Origin of the sequence: Sinosporangium album, from assembly GCF_900100605.1 — a bacterium.
GTDB classification, from domain to species: Bacteria; Actinomycetota; Actinomycetes; order Streptosporangiales; family Streptosporangiaceae; genus Sinosporangium; species Sinosporangium album.
In genome coordinates this window covers 1-14,899 of sequence record NZ_FNCN01000036.1, presented here as the reverse complement: position 1 = coordinate 14,899, position 14,899 = coordinate 1, and the positions used below count along the sequence as shown (strand labels likewise).

General features: G+C 68.3%; 10 protein-coding genes and 4 tRNA genes. 9 read left to right on the top strand and 5 right to left on the bottom strand.

What is annotated here, in order from left to right:
- Positions 1–7 precede the first annotated feature (7 nt).
- Positions 8–1,039 (bottom strand): helix-turn-helix domain-containing protein, encoded by a 1,032-nt coding sequence (locus BLQ73_RS25925; RefSeq protein ID WP_093174340.1) that lies wholly within the window; start codon positions 1,037–1,039, stop codon positions 8–10.
- A 240-nt stretch (positions 1,040–1,279) separates the two neighbouring features.
- Between BLQ73_RS25925 and BLQ73_RS25920 the strand changes: the two genes are divergently transcribed.
- The 3 genes from BLQ73_RS25920 to BLQ73_RS25910 are packed head-to-tail and all read left to right on the top strand — an operon-like array spanning position 1,280 to position 4,596.
- Entirely contained in the window at positions 1,280–2,530 is a 1,251-nt protein-coding gene (locus BLQ73_RS25920) for a M24 family metallopeptidase (protein WP_093174338.1), read from the top strand.
- A gap of 13 nt (positions 2,531–2,543) precedes the next feature.
- Complete coding sequence (locus tag BLQ73_RS25915; RefSeq protein WP_093174336.1) at positions 2,544–3,566, top strand: thiamine pyrophosphate-dependent dehydrogenase E1 component subunit alpha; 1,023 nt, start codon at positions 2,544–2,546, stop codon at positions 3,564–3,566.
- A gap of 52 nt (positions 3,567–3,618) precedes the next feature.
- Positions 3,619–4,596, top strand: coding sequence for an alpha-ketoacid dehydrogenase subunit beta (locus BLQ73_RS25910; RefSeq protein ID WP_093174334.1), 978 nt, complete (start codon positions 3,619–3,621; stop codon positions 4,594–4,596).
- Between the two features lie 120 nt (positions 4,597–4,716).
- Here the strand turns inward: BLQ73_RS25910 and BLQ73_RS25905 are convergent, their stop codons facing one another.
- The 4 genes from BLQ73_RS25905 to BLQ73_RS25890 all read right to left on the bottom strand — a co-directional run bounded on the left by BLQ73_RS25905 (position 4,717) and on the right by BLQ73_RS25890 (position 9,144).
- Complete coding sequence (locus tag BLQ73_RS25905; RefSeq protein ID WP_093174332.1) at positions 4,717–5,148, bottom strand: hypothetical protein; 432 nt, start codon at positions 5,146–5,148, stop codon at positions 4,717–4,719.
- 210 nt (positions 5,149–5,358) lie between these two features.
- Positions 5,359–7,179 carry a glutamine--fructose-6-phosphate transaminase (isomerizing) gene (gene glmS, locus BLQ73_RS25900; RefSeq protein ID WP_093174330.1) on the bottom strand — a complete coding sequence of 607 codons (1,821 nt, stop codon included), beginning with the start codon at positions 7,177–7,179 and terminating at the stop codon, positions 5,359–5,361.
- A gap of 13 nt (positions 7,180–7,192) precedes the next feature.
- Positions 7,193–7,468 (bottom strand): hypothetical protein, encoded by a 276-nt coding sequence (locus BLQ73_RS25895; RefSeq protein WP_093174328.1) that lies wholly within the window; start codon positions 7,466–7,468, stop codon positions 7,193–7,195.
- 233 nt (positions 7,469–7,701) lie between these two features.
- Positions 7,702–9,144 (bottom strand): amidohydrolase, encoded by a 1,443-nt coding sequence (locus BLQ73_RS25890; protein ID WP_093174326.1) that lies wholly within the window; start codon positions 9,142–9,144, stop codon positions 7,702–7,704.
- A 288-nt stretch (positions 9,145–9,432) separates the two neighbouring features.
- Here BLQ73_RS25890 and BLQ73_RS25885 point away from each other — a divergent pair, with 288 nt between their 5' ends.
- The 6 genes from BLQ73_RS25885 to BLQ73_RS25860 all read left to right on the top strand — a co-directional run bounded on the left by BLQ73_RS25885 (position 9,433) and on the right by BLQ73_RS25860 (position 14,628).
- Positions 9,433–11,607, top strand: a complete 2,175-nt coding sequence (locus BLQ73_RS25885) for a substrate-binding periplasmic protein (protein ID WP_093174324.1) — start codon at positions 9,433–9,435, stop codon at positions 11,605–11,607.
- A 98-nt stretch (positions 11,608–11,705) separates the two neighbouring features.
- Positions 11,706–14,006 (top strand): N-acetylmuramoyl-L-alanine amidase, encoded by a 2,301-nt coding sequence (locus BLQ73_RS25880; protein ID WP_245691415.1) that lies wholly within the window; start codon positions 11,706–11,708, stop codon positions 14,004–14,006.
- Positions 14,007–14,195: 189 nt separating this feature from the next.
- Positions 14,196–14,268: transfer RNA gene (locus BLQ73_RS25875), tRNA-Gly, on the top strand.
- Positions 14,269–14,281: 13 nt separating this feature from the next.
- Positions 14,282–14,352, top strand: a tRNA-Cys gene (locus BLQ73_RS25870).
- Positions 14,353–14,456: 104 nt separating this feature from the next.
- Positions 14,457–14,529: transfer RNA gene (locus BLQ73_RS25865), tRNA-Gly, on the top strand.
- 27 nt (positions 14,530–14,556) lie between these two features.
- Positions 14,557–14,628, top strand: a tRNA-Val gene (locus BLQ73_RS25860).
- The last annotated feature ends 271 nt before the right edge of the window (positions 14,629–14,899 follow it).

Here is a 14,899-nt window from a genome sequence, read left to right as displayed (position 1 = left end):
AGGCGGTTCAGTGGGGGCCGGGGAGGTGTTTGTGGAGGACGAACCAGATGGCCCGGGCGGGCACGTCGCCGTCGTTGCGGTAGAGGTGGGGGGTGGAGGAGGCGAAGGAGATGGAGTCTCCCGCGTTGAGCACGTATTCCTCCGTGCCGATCCGTCCGGTGAGGGCGCCTTCGATGACGATGCCGTACTCGGAGCCTTCGTGGCCTACGAACTCGTCGGACGAGCTGCCCGGGGCGTAGACGATCTCCAGGAAGTCGACGCGGGAGTCGGAGGTCGTGGTCAACCGCTCCCAGCGGACCCCGCTGCCGAAGTCGATGGACTGGCGGGTGCCCGCGCGCTGGACCTGGGCCTGGATCGAGGGCGGGAGGGAGCGCAGCAGGCGCCACCGCTCGGGCGTCTCCGGCAGCGTTTCCGGCATGGGGCCGGCTCCGGCGAGGTCCGCAGCTCCCCCACCGGACGCCTCAGGGCCGGAAATTTCGGCATTTGACGGCTCGCCGGATTGCGTATTCCCTGAAGGGAGGCGGGTCGCGGACCCGCCACCGGCCGGAGCCGCCCTTCTGGTCTCGCCTTTCAGGGCCCCGCCGGAGTCCGGTGCCACGGCATGTGCATCGACGCCCACCGCATCGGCCCTGCGGCGCCGTTTTGCGCCACTCTGGGCGGCTTCATCGGCTTTGTCCCCCGGTTCCCCCGCCCGGTCCTCCTGTTCGATTGGCCGATCCGCGGATCGCGCGGCCCGCCCCGCCGCCTTCGCCGTACGGCTGCGCGCCGGCACGCCCGCCGCGAGGTTGGGTTCGGGGGCGGGGGCGAGGCTGAGCAGGCGATCGGTGGAGACGTCCAGCTCGTTGGCGAGGGTGTAGAGCATCCCGACCGACGGCGCGGTGATGCCTCGCTCGATCTGGGACAGCAGGCTGGCCGAGCAGCCGATCTTTCGCGCCAGACCTCGGACGGTAAGACCGCGCTCCTGCCGGGCCGCTCGGAGTCCGGCACCGAGGGCCTCGGCCTGGAGTTGCGGCGAAGGTCCTGTCGCTGCGTTCGTCACGCCGTAAGCCTACACTGCACAGCTTGACTCATACCCTGCCCTCGAGGCAGGAAATACCTCCACCCTGGCAGGTCTCGGCCGCCGCTCCGTCACAGGAGCCCACCCCCTCACCAAATGTGCAGTGACAGTTGACACGCTTCAGATCGACAGTGTTCTATCTGAGTGAACATCTGGTTATCTTCTCCGCACTCCTCCCCCTCACCCCCGTGCGGCTGAACCTCAGCATCAAGGGAGCCCTCCATGACTTCCGCTCAGATCCCCCTGACCGCGTCCCCCGGACACCGCGCCGTCGACTTCGAGGAGCGCGTGAACTTCGACCGGCTCCGGCAGTACCGCTACCAGCGCGCCCTGGAAGCCCTCCAGGCGAGCGACCTCGGAGCCCTGCTCCTCTTCGACAACAACAACATCCGCTACCTCACCGGCGTCTGGATCGGCGAGTGGACCCGGGACAAGCTCAGCCGCTACGTGGTGCTGACCAGGACCGGCGAGCTGATCCTCTGGGACTTCGGATCCGCCGCGATCCACAACCGGATGTACTCCCCGTGGCTGAAGCCCGAGAACTGCCTGTCCTCGATCACCAGCATGCGCGGTGCCGTACCGCCGGACGCCGACCTCGCCGAGAAGGCGATCCGCGAGATCAAGGGGCGGCTGGACGACGCAGGCGTGGGCGACATGCCGGTCGGCGTGGACTTCGTGGAGCTGCCCTACCTCTTCGAGATGGAGCGCCAGGGCATCAGGGTCAAGGACGGCCAGCAGCTTATGCTGGACGCACGGGAGATCAAGTCCCGCGACGAGATCGTGCTGCTGACCACGGCCGCGTCGATGGTCGATGGTGTCTACCAGGACATCGTCGAGGCGCTGAAGCCGGGCGTGCGCGAGAACGAGATCGTCGCGCTGGCCAACAAGCGCCTCTACGAGATGGGCTCCGACGACGTCGAGTCGATCAACGCCGTGTCCGGCGAGCGGTGCAACCCGCACCCGCACAACTTCTCCGACCGCATGATCCGCCCGGGCGACCAGGCGTTCTTCGACATCATGCACTCCTACAACGGCTACCGGACCTGCTACTACCGCACGTTCAACGTCGGCCGCGCCACGACCGCCCAGCACGACGCCTACAAGCAGGCCCGGGAATACATGGACACGGCGATCCGGGCCATCAAGCCGGGCGTCATGACCGACCAGGTGGCCCGGCTGTGGCCGAAGGCCGAGGACTTCGGCCTCCCCGACGAGAAGGCCGCATTCGGCCTGCAGTTCGGGCACGGGCTCGGACTCGCCCTGCACGAGCGCCCGATCATCAGCCGCCTCACGTCATTGGAGAACCCCCGCGAGATCCGCGAAGGCATGGTCTTCGCGCTGGAGACCTACTACCCGGCGCGCGACGGCGTGTCGGCCGCCAGGATCGAGGAGGAGGTCGTCGTGACGGCGACCGGCAACGAGGTCATCACCAAGTTCCCCGCCGACGAGCTGTTCATCGCGAACAAGTACTGACGGGGACCGGCTCATGACCTTCACCACCGATCCGCTGACCAATCCGCCGACCGACTCGCTGTCCACGGCGGACCAGATCGACCTGTACCGCCAGATGGTGCGGGCACGCCAGTTTGAAAAGCGGTGCTACGACCTGTTCCTCCAGAACTTGGTCAAGGGCACCACCCACCTCTACATCGGCCAAGAGGCCATCGCCACCGGCGTCAGCGCGGCGATGTCCGAAGGCGACTACACCTTCGTGACCTACCGGGGCCACGCGCACCTGCTGGTGCGCGGCACCCCGATGGGCCCGATCCTGGCGGAGATGCTGGGCCGTTCGAACGGGCTGATGTCCGGCAAGGGCGGATCGATGCACCTGATCGACGCATCCCGCGGCGTCCTCGGCTCCTACGCGATCATCGGCGCCCAGCTCGTGATCGCGAACGGCGCCGCCTGGGCGGCGCAGTACAAGGAGACGGGCCAGGTGACCGTCTGCTTCTTCGGCGACGGCGCGACCAACATCGGCGCCTTCCACGAGGCGATGAACTTCGCCGTGATCTGGAACCTGCCGATCGTCTTCGTGTGTGAGAACAACCAATATATGGAGTACACCCCGATCCGCTCGGTCACGGCCGTGGACCGGCCCGCCGCCGACCGGGCCGGGGCGTACGGCCTGGACCCCGTCGTCGTCGACGGCAACGACGTCGAGGCGGTGTACGGCACGGCGGCGGCAGCCGTACACAAGGCGAGGACCGGCGGCGGCCCCACGCTGATCGAGGCCCTCACCTATCGGCACGGCGGGCACTCGCGGGCCGACCCCGGGAAGTATCGCCCGGACGAGGAGCTGCAGGCGTGGCTCGCCAAGGACCCGATCCCGAACTACCGCTCCGCCTTGATCGGCAGGGGTGTCGCCGAGCGGGACCTGGACCTGATCGACGCGCAGACCCGCCACGAGGTGGACGAGGCCACGGAGATGGCGAAGTCGGGCGGTCTGCCCGCCGACGAGCTGCTGTGGACCAACCTGTGGTCCGACGGGAGCTCGGGATGGCGCACCTGATGCATGTCACGGGGAGTGCTGTCGTGAAGGACGCTATGGAGAGGAGGACGTCGTGGCACTGGTGACCTACCGGGAGGCCGTCGCCCGGGGGATCGCGCAGGAGATGCGTCGGGACGAGTCGGTCGTGTTCCTGGGAGAGGACGTCGCCGCGGCCGGCGGCGTCTTCAAGACGACCGTGGGGCTGCTGGACGAGTTCGGACCGAAGCGGGTCCGCGACACGCCGATCAGCGAGCAGGCCATCCTGGGCGCGACCATGGGCGCCGCGATGGCGGGGCTGCGGCCCATCGCCGAGATCATGTTCAGCGACTTCTACGCCGTGTGCTGGGACCTGGTCGCCAATGAGATGTCCAAGTCGCGCTACATGGCCGACGGGCAGGTCTCGTTCCCCCTGGTGATCAAGTCGGGGAACGGCGCCGGCCTGCGGTTCGGGGCGCAGCACTCCCAGGACATCTCCAACTGGGCCATGGCGATTCCGGGGCTCAAGGTGGTCTGCCCGTCCAACCCGGTCGACATGATCGGTTTGATGGCGGCGGCCGTACGGGACAACGACCCTGTCCTGATCTTCGAGGCGAAGGGCATGTACGCCGAGAAGGCCGAGGTGCCCAATGGTGAGATCGTCGACTCGCTCGGAAAGGCGAAGATCATCCGTGAGGGGGACGACTGCACGATCGCCGCGCTCGGCATGATGGTGCCGCGCGCCATGCGGGCCGCCGAGATCCTGTCGTCGCGCGGCATCGAGGCGACGGTGGTGGACGTGCGGTCGCTGGTGCCGCTCGATGTGACGACGCTGATGGCGGCCTACTCCCGGACGGGCCGGCTGTTCACCGTGGAGGAGAACCCCCGCCTGTGCGGGTGGGGAGCCGAGTTGGTCTCCATCATCGTGGAGGAGGGCTTCGAGTATCTCGACGGGCCCCCCGTGCGCATCACCACGCCGCACCTGCCGCTGCCGGCGGCGGACAACCTGGAGGACCTCGCGCTTCCGTCGGTGGAGCGCATCGTGTCCACCATCACGGAGGGCATGAAGTACTGAAATGCCTCCCGGCCGGGGGATCCGCACTCCCGGCCGGGGTTTCGATCGAGTTCCGGGAGGCCGGAAAGCGAGGCGCCCGCCCCGGTCGCGGAGTCCGGGGCGGGCGCCGAGCGTTTCCGATCACGAAGTCCGGGTGACCTGCACCTTCGCGGCGCGGTTACCGGTGGCGGCCAGGGAGAAGTCGGCGCTCTTCACCGAGTCGCCGGAGCAGACCGGGCTGTCGAGCTTGTAGTAGTAGCCGACGACACCCCAGGTGATGCTGCCGGTCGCGGCGTCGAAGCGGAAGGCCAGCGGGCCCGTGGAGTTGCCGCCGCGGGCGACGTCGACCTTGCCGTCACGGAACGTGAGGGTCACGCTGACCTCGCCCGCGGGCGTGGTGGCCTTGCCGTTGTAGACGGCGTTGCCGGTGCCGACCCAGTTCGAGATCGCCCCGCCGCAGGCCTTCGCCGCCGCGGGTGCGGCCGGGGCTGCGGCTACGGCGGCGGGTGCCGCCGCCAGGCTGAAGGCGCCGGCGAGAGCGAGGACCGCGGTGCGGACGCTGAAGGGGGACATGGCAGCTCCTTGGATCGCGTGGGGGCACTCGCATCTGCGGCGCCCCCGGCTGGACGACTACGTTGCGTAGCCGTTTATAGCCCTGCGTGATCACGGGAAGCGTGTCCAACGGCGAGAGAAGGCTGGACTCCAGGTCATACGAATGTGACCTGTGAGGCCAGTGTGAACAGCGTTGCCGCTGTGACCCGTGTGACTGGAGTCCGTTTTGCGTCACTCCACGGTGACGCTCTTGGCCAGGTTGCGGGGCCGGTCGACGTCGCGGTCGAGGACGACGGCCGCGTGGTAGGCGAAGATCTGCAGGGGGATGCCGAGCAGGATCGGGTCCAGTTCGGGCTCGTTCTTCGGCACGAGGATGACGTCGTCGGCGAGCTTGGCATCGGGCTCGCGGTGGCCGACCATGAGCACCCGCCCGCCGCGGGCGCGGATCTCACCGAGCGTGGTGAGGTTCTTGTCCAGCAGCTCGTCGTCGGGCACGACCGCGACCGTCGGCGTCTCGGGGCCGATCAGCGCGAGCGGGCCGTGCTTGAGCTCGCTGGCGGGATACGCCTCGGCGTGGACGTAGGAGATCTCCTTGAGCTTCTGCGCGCCCTCCCGGGCCACGGGGTAGCCGCGCACCCGCCCGACGAACATCATGCTGGGGTGGTCGGCGTACTTCGACGCCAGCGCGGCGATGTGGTCACCCCCGGCGATGATCTCCTCGATCTGCCCGGGGAGGCGGCGCAGTCCGTCGCAGATGCGGCGGCCGTCGGCGGGCGACAGGTCGTGCACGCGCCCGAAGTGCAGGGCCAGCAGGGCGAAGGCGACGGCGGTCGAGGTGAACGCCTTGGTGGAGGCGACCGACACCTCCGGGCCGGCGTGCAGGTAGATGCCGCCCGCGCACTCGCGGGCGATGGCGCTGCCCACGGTGTTGACGATGCCGAGCACCCGGCCGCCCTTGCGCTTGAGCTCCTGAACGGCCGCCAGCGTGTCGTAGGTCTCGCCGGACTGGCTGATCGCGACATACAGCGTGTCGTGTTCGACGACGGGGTTGCGGTAGCGGAACTCCGAGGCCGGCTCGGCGTCGGCGGGGATGCGGGCGAGCTCTTCGATGAGCTGGGCGCCGATCTGGCCGGAGTAGTACGCCGAGCCGCAGCCGATGATCTTCACGCGGCGGAACGCCCTGGTCTCGTGGGGCGTGAGGTTGAGGCCGCCGAGGTGGGCGATGTGGAAGCGGTCGTCGATGCGCCCGCGCAGGGTCCTGGCGACGGTGTCGGGCTGCTCGGAGATCTCCTTGAGCAGGTAGTGCGCGTATCCCCCGGTGTCGTAGTGCCCGGTGTCCCAGTCGACGACCAGCGGCTCCTTGGCCGTCTCGCGGGCGTCCGAGGTGAAGGTGTGGAATCCGTCGGCCTTGATCACGGCCAGTTCGCCGTCCTCCAGGTGCACCACCTGGCGGGTGTAGCGGACCAGCGCGGCCACGTCGGAGGCGGCGAACATCTCCTTCTCGCCGATGCCGAGCACGATGGGCGACCCATTGCGCGCCACGACCACCTCGCCGGGACGCTCGGCGTCGAGTACGGCGATGCCGTACGTGCCGACGACGCGCTTGAGCGCCAGCCGTACGGCCTCTTCGAGGGTCGCGGTGTCGGCGACGGTGCGGGCGATCAGATGGGCGAGGACCTCACTGTCGGTCTCGCTGAGGAACTCGGCGCCGTCGGCGGTGAGCTTGGCCCGCAGTTCGTCGGCGTTCTCGATGATGCCGTTGTGCACGACCGCGATGCGCTGGTCGTTCGACAGGTGCGGGTGGGCGTTGACGTCACTCGGCTCGCCGTGGGTGGCCCACCGGGTGTGGCCGATGCCGAGGGAGCCTTTGAAACGCGCGGGTACGGCTGCCGCCAGGTCGGCGACGCGCCCCTTGACCTTGCGGAGTTTCAGCCCCTTGTTCGAAACGACGAGCCCCGCGGAGTCGTAGCCCCGGTATTCCAGGCGCTGGAGTCCTTCGAGAAGGATCGGCGCCGCGTCCCTAGGGCCGACATAGGCCACGATTCCACACATATGCAGAGTCTCCCTATCCGTAGACGATTCGGCGGAGCTGCCGTAAAGACAGCTCTGGTGCCGCGACCCGGCGCGCGGCGATCTCCGCCGCGATCCTCGGGAAGATCGCCTCGTTGGTGAGACCGCGCACCCTCAGCTCGGCGTGCCGGCGGCGGACGAACTCCTCCACGGATTCGGAGAAGTACGCCAGCACATCCGCCACCACCCTGGCCGCCTCACCTGGCCCCAGGGGGCTCGTCCGGGTCAGGTGGGCGATCAAGTCGCTGTGGGGATGCCGCGCCGTGGACACGAATGTGGACCTTACGCATGGGTATCAATGAACACCAAGTTTCCTGCCCGAATTCGGGCAGAACAGATGCCCCAAGCCTCTCACACGCCGCTTAAAGACTCGCCAGGTGGCAGGCCACCTCATGCCCCAGGCCGAGACTACGCAACTCAGGCCCCTCGTTCTCGCACCGGGCCACGGCCCGAGGGCAGCGGGGATGGAACCGGGCAGCCGGACCGCGCACGTCCCCGGCGGGGTCACACTCCGTTGCGGTACGTGAACCCGCCGCGCAGGAGCGTGGCTACGACCTCGATGCGGCGCAGCCCCTCCGGCGCTATGGCGCAGGGGTCGTCCGCCAGAACCATCAGGTCGGCGCGATCCCCCCGCGCGACACCCGACCTGCCCCCGCAGGCCGCCGTGAGCGCCGCCCCCAGCGGGACGGCCTGCTCGGGGTGCCAGGTCGGCCGGTCGTCGTCGGTGCGGGTGACCGCCGAGGCGATGCCGTCCCACGGATCCAGCGGTGCCACCGGGGCATCCGACCCGAACTGCAGCACCGCGCCCGCCGCGAGCAGGTCGGCGTAGGCGTAGGCCCGTGCCGTACGGCCCCGCCAGTGGATCTCGGCCACGTCCCGGTCGTCCGGGCCGTGGGCCGGCTGCACACCGGCGACCAGCCCCGGGCGGGCGAACCTAACAAAGTCATCGGAGCGCACCAACTGGGCGTGTTCGATACGCCCCGGACAGCCGAGCTCCTCGAACGCATCAAGCACGAGAGCGTTGGCGGAGTCGCCGATCGCGTGTACGGCGGGGTGCAGCCCGTGGGCCGCGGCCCGCGCCATCGTCGCGCGCAGTTCATCCGGCGGGAGTTCGAGCAGGCCCCGATCCCCGGTGCCCGGGTACGGATGGTCGCAGTAGGCGGTCCGCGTGTTGAGGGAGCCGTCGGCGAACAGCTTCAGCGGGCCGACCTCCAGCAGGCCGCCGGACCCGGCCACCTCCTCCCCCGTCCGCAGACCTGCGTGGATCGCCTGATCCAGCAGGATCCGGGTGATCGCGCACGTCACCCTGACATCCACCCGGTGCTCGGCCACGCGACGCGACCAGTCGGTGACGGTGTCGGCGAACTCGAAGTCCAGCACCCCGGTCACCCCCCGCGCCGCGGCGGCGGAGGCCGCCTCGACGACCCAGCGGTCGACCTCCTCCCTCGGCGGCGGCGGAAGCGCGGCCATCGCGGTGTAGCAGTCCTGTTCGCGCAGCACCCCGGTGGGGTGGTCGCCCCTGCCGACCAGCCGCAGGGCCTCCGGACTGAGCCACGCGGTGTGCAGGTCATTGCTCACCAGGACGAACGCGCCCGGAGGGAACATCGACGTGTCGGGGGCGTCGGGCCACAGCGCGTCGCGGAAGCCGTACCCGACTGTGGGGCCGTCACCGGAGCGGCCCGCCACGGCGAGGTCCACCGCCTCGCGCGCCGAGCGCGCCGGGGAGAGGTCGATCCGCCTGCGGGCCTGCGCCCACTGGACCATGTGCACGTGGGCGTCGTAGAGGCCGGGAAGCACGGTCGCGCCCTGGACGTCGATCCTCTCCCCCCGGAAGTCGGCGTCGATGAGACCGCTCACGTCGACGACGCGGCCCTTCTCGATCACGAGGTGGCGGATCGGGCCCCCGAGCCCGATCCGCGCGTTCAGCAGCACCAGACGAGATGACATAGGGCAGAACCTAGAGCCCGCGAGCCGCAGACTCATCGTCGAAACCGGACATTCCACTACGTCCACATTGTCGGACAGACCTAAACCTCACCGCGCAACCGCAACACCGTGAGATAGGCGCGCCCCCCGGCACCCGCCGGTCTTCGGAGGCTTCCCGTTCGACAACGGTTCGGAGTCGCGTGGTGAAATCCATCGCCCTGCTGATTTCATGGTGAATGCCATAGGGATCACATGGATTAACGGATAACCGAAGGACGCCCGCCTGAACGTGAAGTAGGCAAGGTGACAATGACCGACCCGAAAGAGCGATTCCTCAACAGCCTGGCAGGCCTGCGTCCCACAGGCCTGGACGGCGACGAGGCCCTGGCCGTGCTCGCGGAGGAGACCGGCCTATTACCGGAGACCGTCGAGCGGATCTGGGCGGGGAACGCCTTGTTTTCCTGGGAGGTGACCGCCGTCTATGTGCATGCCTGCGGCGAGAGCACCAGCGCCTGGTTCCGCCGCTGGAAAAGCGCCGCCGAGGCGGAGGGGATGCGCACCGCCGGATCCGCGGCCTATATCTCCGCGGCTTTTCCCGATCCCGCCCAGGCCACCACCCTGGACGAGCTGCGCGCCCTGATGAACAAGATGCGCCTCAGCCTCGGACGGCTTTCCTACAGAGCCCTCGAAGAGCGCTCCGCTCCCCCAGAAGCCGGGGAACAACGCCATGCGTTCCCCTATCGCATGCTCCGCGCCACCACGCTCAACAGCGTGATGCGGGGGCGGGGCCGACTGACCGGGGAGGTCATCGAGGGGTTCGCGGCGGCCTGCGGGCTGCCCCAGACGGAGGTCCGCCGCTGGGGGCTCGCCTACGAGCGGATCACGGCGGCGTCGGAGCCTGCCCCATTGCCGGACAAGCACTCCGCGAACGCGAGCGGAGGCGTGGCGGTCCCGGCGGTGGGCGCCGTCGGGCGAGGCGACGACGGCGTGTCCCGCCGGCAGGTCTGGCGATGGCTGGGCGGGGCGGCCGTGGCGGGCGCCGCGACCGGCTCGCTCGCCACCGCGGCCTGGGGCGACCGGGCCGAACAGGTGCAGCACCTGATCGTGCGCACGCCGCTGGCCCCGCTTTTCCACACCCCGGTGACCTCCACCGACGACCAGGACGGCCGCAGCGCGAAAGGCCCCACGTCGACGTTCAAGGTGAGCGAACTCGACGAGAACGTCATTCGGACGCTCGCGTCGGCGAACCAGCACTGGTTCATGGATCTGATCCTTCACCTGAGCCACAGCAGGGCCGAGCGCCTGGCGAACTACAGCTACTACGGCAGCGTCACCTATCGCCTTACCGTCGACGACGGAGTGCGGAAAGAGGGCGTCCTGCAGCCGCTCGCACGCGACTACAAGACCGTGCAGGTGCGGGACATCGATCTCGGCGTGCTCAGTTCGGCACTCAAGGAGATCGAGGTCGTCGTCGGCTTCCAGCCGGACCGCGGCATCAAATTCCGGCCCGGCGGCGTCCAGGCCGCCAACGTGGATTTCGACCTGCTGCTCAACCCCGGCGAGCTCACCTTCCACAACCGCCCTTTCACCGAGACCGGACGCGCCGCCTCCGCCGCGCCGACCACCGGCGACCGGCTCCTGCCGTCGGATGGAGCGGCCACGTCCATGCCGCGGACCTGGTCCGTACGGAAAGTCCAGGGCAGACGCCTCCGCGTGGGTTTCCGGCATGACCTGCCGGGCGTTCTGACTCCCGCGGACACGAACACGGTGCGCGGCTTCGAATATGAACTCGCCGATGTGATCGCGAACGAACTCGGCCCCGTCAGCCTGGAAGTGGAGCAGATTCCTTCGGGGGAACGGGAGAACCGGCTCCTCGACGGCAGTATCGACATGCTGATCTGCACATACTCGATCACCGAGCGGCGCAGGGACAGGGTTCTGTTCGCCGGGCCGTACCTCGTGACCAAGCAGGCCGTCATGGTGCGCGCCGACGACACCGAAGTCCGGAAATTCGATGACCTCTTCAACCGGAGAATGGCGTATGTGGAGGGGTCCACGTCCTACGAGCGGCTGAAGACCATCTTCGGCCAGCGGTGGATGGAGAGCGAGAGGCGTACGAAGCTGGTGACGGACTACCGGGCGGGGGCTCGGGAGCTGGCCGCCCGCCCTGGGGATAGAAAAGGGACTGCCTCCGCTATATCGACAGATATCCCGATTCTCATTGCGCTGGCGCATGAGATGGGCGCCGATCGGTTTAAGATCATTGGCGAGCTGCCGTCGTCAGAGGAATGGGGTATCGGACTACACCCGCGAAACCCATGCTTCGATCCGGAGGAACTCAATGAACTTCTTAAGCGCCTCATAAACACCACCTGGTGGGAGAAGCGGGTGAAAAAGTACTTCGACCTCTCCATGGCTCGTACGGATGGCTCAACCCTGATCCTCGCGGACGAGCTGATGCGTAACTCTCCCGTCATCCCCTGACACTCCAACACGACTCCCCCCGCCATACACAAAAATGCCCATTACTCTGAGTAGTGTTAAGTAGACGAGGAGTAGTTGAGCTGCCTGGGGAGTCGCCAATGCCGTCTATGTCCGTCGCCACCTCCGCCATCCTCGCGTCGGCGGTCGTCCTGGCTCCCCCCTCCATCACAGCCCAGCCTCCATCCGACATCCGCCTCGGCGCCGCCGAAGCCGCATCCCTCCAAACCCCCGTTCAAGCCCCCTCCTCCGCGACCGGCGCCCGGCAAGCCGCATACGCGGAAGCCGCACACGCCTTCGGCGTACCGGAAAGCGTCCTCCTCGGCGTGTCCTACATGCAGTCACGCTGGGACGTGAACGCGGGCGAACCCAGCACCTCCGGGGGATACGGGCCGATGCACCTCATCGACCTGAAGACCGCGCGCCTCACCATCGGCGCCGGCACGGGCAACCACCACGACGACAACGAGGAGGACCCGCGCGGCGACGACACGCGACCGCTGCCGCCGCGCCACCATGAGGCGCCAGGAGACGCGCCGCCCGAACCGCGCACATTGATGCGGGCCTCCGAACTCACCGGCATCACCCCCGAACGCCTCCGCAGCGACCCCGCCGCCAACATCCGCGGCGGGGCCGCACTGCTGTCGGAGACCCAGCGGGCACTCGGCAAACCGGCCGACGACGACCCCTCCGACTGGTATGACGCGGTCGCGCGCTACTCGGGCGAACCAACCGGAGGTACGGCGTTCGCCGACGAGGTGTTCGCCATGATCCGGTCAGGTATGACGCGCACCACCGACGACGGCCATCCGCTGCGTCTCGGCGCACACCCCGCCCTCACCGCACCCGCCGCGAGCAGGGGGTCGCGCCCGTCCGCCGACAGTGGGCCGCGCGCGTCCGCGGACAGGGGTCCGCGCGCGTCGTCTAGCCCGCCGCGTCCCCGGCGAACGGCGGGCGACAGCGACCGGGGGCAGCGCCGTACGGCGAAAGCCGACCGCAAGCGCGCGAAGCGCGCCCACGCGGGCGCCCGGGCCGGTCGCGGGCGCACCCCGAAGTGGCGGAACACGCAGAGGTTCGACGAGGGGCGGCCGGCGCGGGTCAGCATGCGGGACACGCCGAGTAGGAGCGCTCCGCGCGGGAGCGCTCCCGGGGTGCGGGATGGCGGGGCGAGGGATGGCGGGGCGAGTCGGAAGAGGACCGACATGCGTGCCGAGTGCCCGGAGTCCCTGGCGTGCGAGTGGATGCCTGCTGCGTACAAGCGGCTCAAGAAGGGCGGCTACGGCAACCACGATCGGATGGCGCAGCGGCGCCCTATCGACTACATCGTGATCCATGACACCGAGGGCTCGTATCGCGGTGTCCCCTCAATGGTCAGCAATCCCAGCTATGTGAGCTGGCACTACACCATCCGCTCAGAAGATGGACATGTCGCCCAGCACGTGCGGACAAATGACATCGCCTGGCATGCGGGGAACTGGGATATCAACTCCAGATCCATTGGCATCGAGCATGAGGGCTACCTCGCTCACGGCGGCACCTGGTACACCGAGGCGATGTATCGCTCATCCGCCAAACTCGTGAAATATCTGGCGGAGGAACATGACATCCCGCTCGACCGCGCTCATATCCTCGGACACGACAATATTCCCGGAATAACACCAGAGCACGTGCGCGGCATGCACGTCGACCCCGGACCCTACTGGGACTGGGCACGCTTCTTCGACCTCCTCGACAGCCCCATCACCGGCAGCGGCCCCGAAGAGGGCGAATCAGTCGTCATCCGCCCAGACTTCGACCGCCACCGCGTGAAATACACCGGATGCACGCGCAAAGAACCCGGCAAACGCTGCAAATCCCAAGGCTCAGCCTCCGTCTGGCTGCACACCCAGCCGTCCCACGACGCCCCCCTCGTCCAAGACATCGGCAAACACGCCGGCGGCAAATCCACCCACAGCGTCTACGACCACGCCGCCCGCGCCTCAACCGGCCAGCGCTACGCCAAAGCCGACCGCCAAGGCGACTGGACCGCCATCTGGTACCTGAACCAGAAAGCCTGGTTCTACAACCCGGAAAACGCACCCACCGCCCTCCCCGCCGGAGGCCCCCTCGTCACCCCACGCGCCGGCCTCCGCACCGTCCGCCTGTACGGCAGGGCCTACCCCGAAGCCGACGCCTACCCCCGCGGCATCGAACCCATCAAACTGGTCCCCCTGCAATACACGCTCCGAGCCGGACAGCGCTACGCCCTCGGCCACACCCTCCGCTCCATCTACACCCACGCCAAATCCTTCAACCCGCGCGACCACATCATCATCCGCGGCAAACTCCTCTACCACCAGATCCAGTTCGGCCACCGCGTGATGTTCGTCAAAGCCGACGACGTCGAAATCCTGCAAGACTGAGCCCTCCACGCCACCCCGGCGCCCCGCCAACGAGACACCGCCGAAAGACAACCGGCCCGGCCCCCACCTTTCCCGAGGCCAAGCCGCCTCACCGCATGAAAGCTCAACGAGCCCACCTGCCACCGCTTGCACACATCGGGGCCCCAGAGGCGATAGAGTCTTTGCGTGGCCCCGAGCAACAGGGCACACGCGGACGTGGCTCAGCTGGTAGAGCATCACCTTGCCAAGGTGAGGGTCGCGGGTTCGAATCCCGTCGTCCGCTCGGATCAGCACCAGGTGGAGTGGCCGAGAGGCGAGGCAACGGCCTGCAAAGCCGTCTACACGGGTTCAAATCCCGTCTCCACCTCGACGCGAAAACCGCAGCGCGAGAACCCCCCAGGTTCCGCTAAAGTGGTCAACGTAAAACCGACCTGCAAATGCAGCCGGTAAAAAGCGGGCGCAAGCCCACACGCGGACGTGGCTCAGCTGGTAGAGCATCACCTTGCCAAGGTGAGGGTCGCGGGTTCGAATCCCGTCGTCCGCTCGAAGACCCCGGAAACCCGGAATCCAAGGGCGATTAGCTCAGTGGGAGAGCGCTACCTTGACACGGTAGAGGCCACTGGTTCAATCCCAGTATCGCCCACTCGGTCGATGGGCGACGTATGCCGCGCAACATGCGCTGGCCGCGTCGCCCTCATCGTGTAGTGCTCGCTTCGCTCGCTTGCGGGGGCTCCGCCACCCGCACCCCCGGGCTGGCGCCCCTCGGCCGCAGGCCGAGGGCTTGGCCAGGCTGAAACAGGTGGCCAACTGCGTCGGTCAACAGGAAACGCGCGGGCAACTGCCTCGGACAACGTGAAACGCGGGGCCAACTGCGTGGGGCAACGGTCAACGACCGGGCAACTGCACCGGACAAC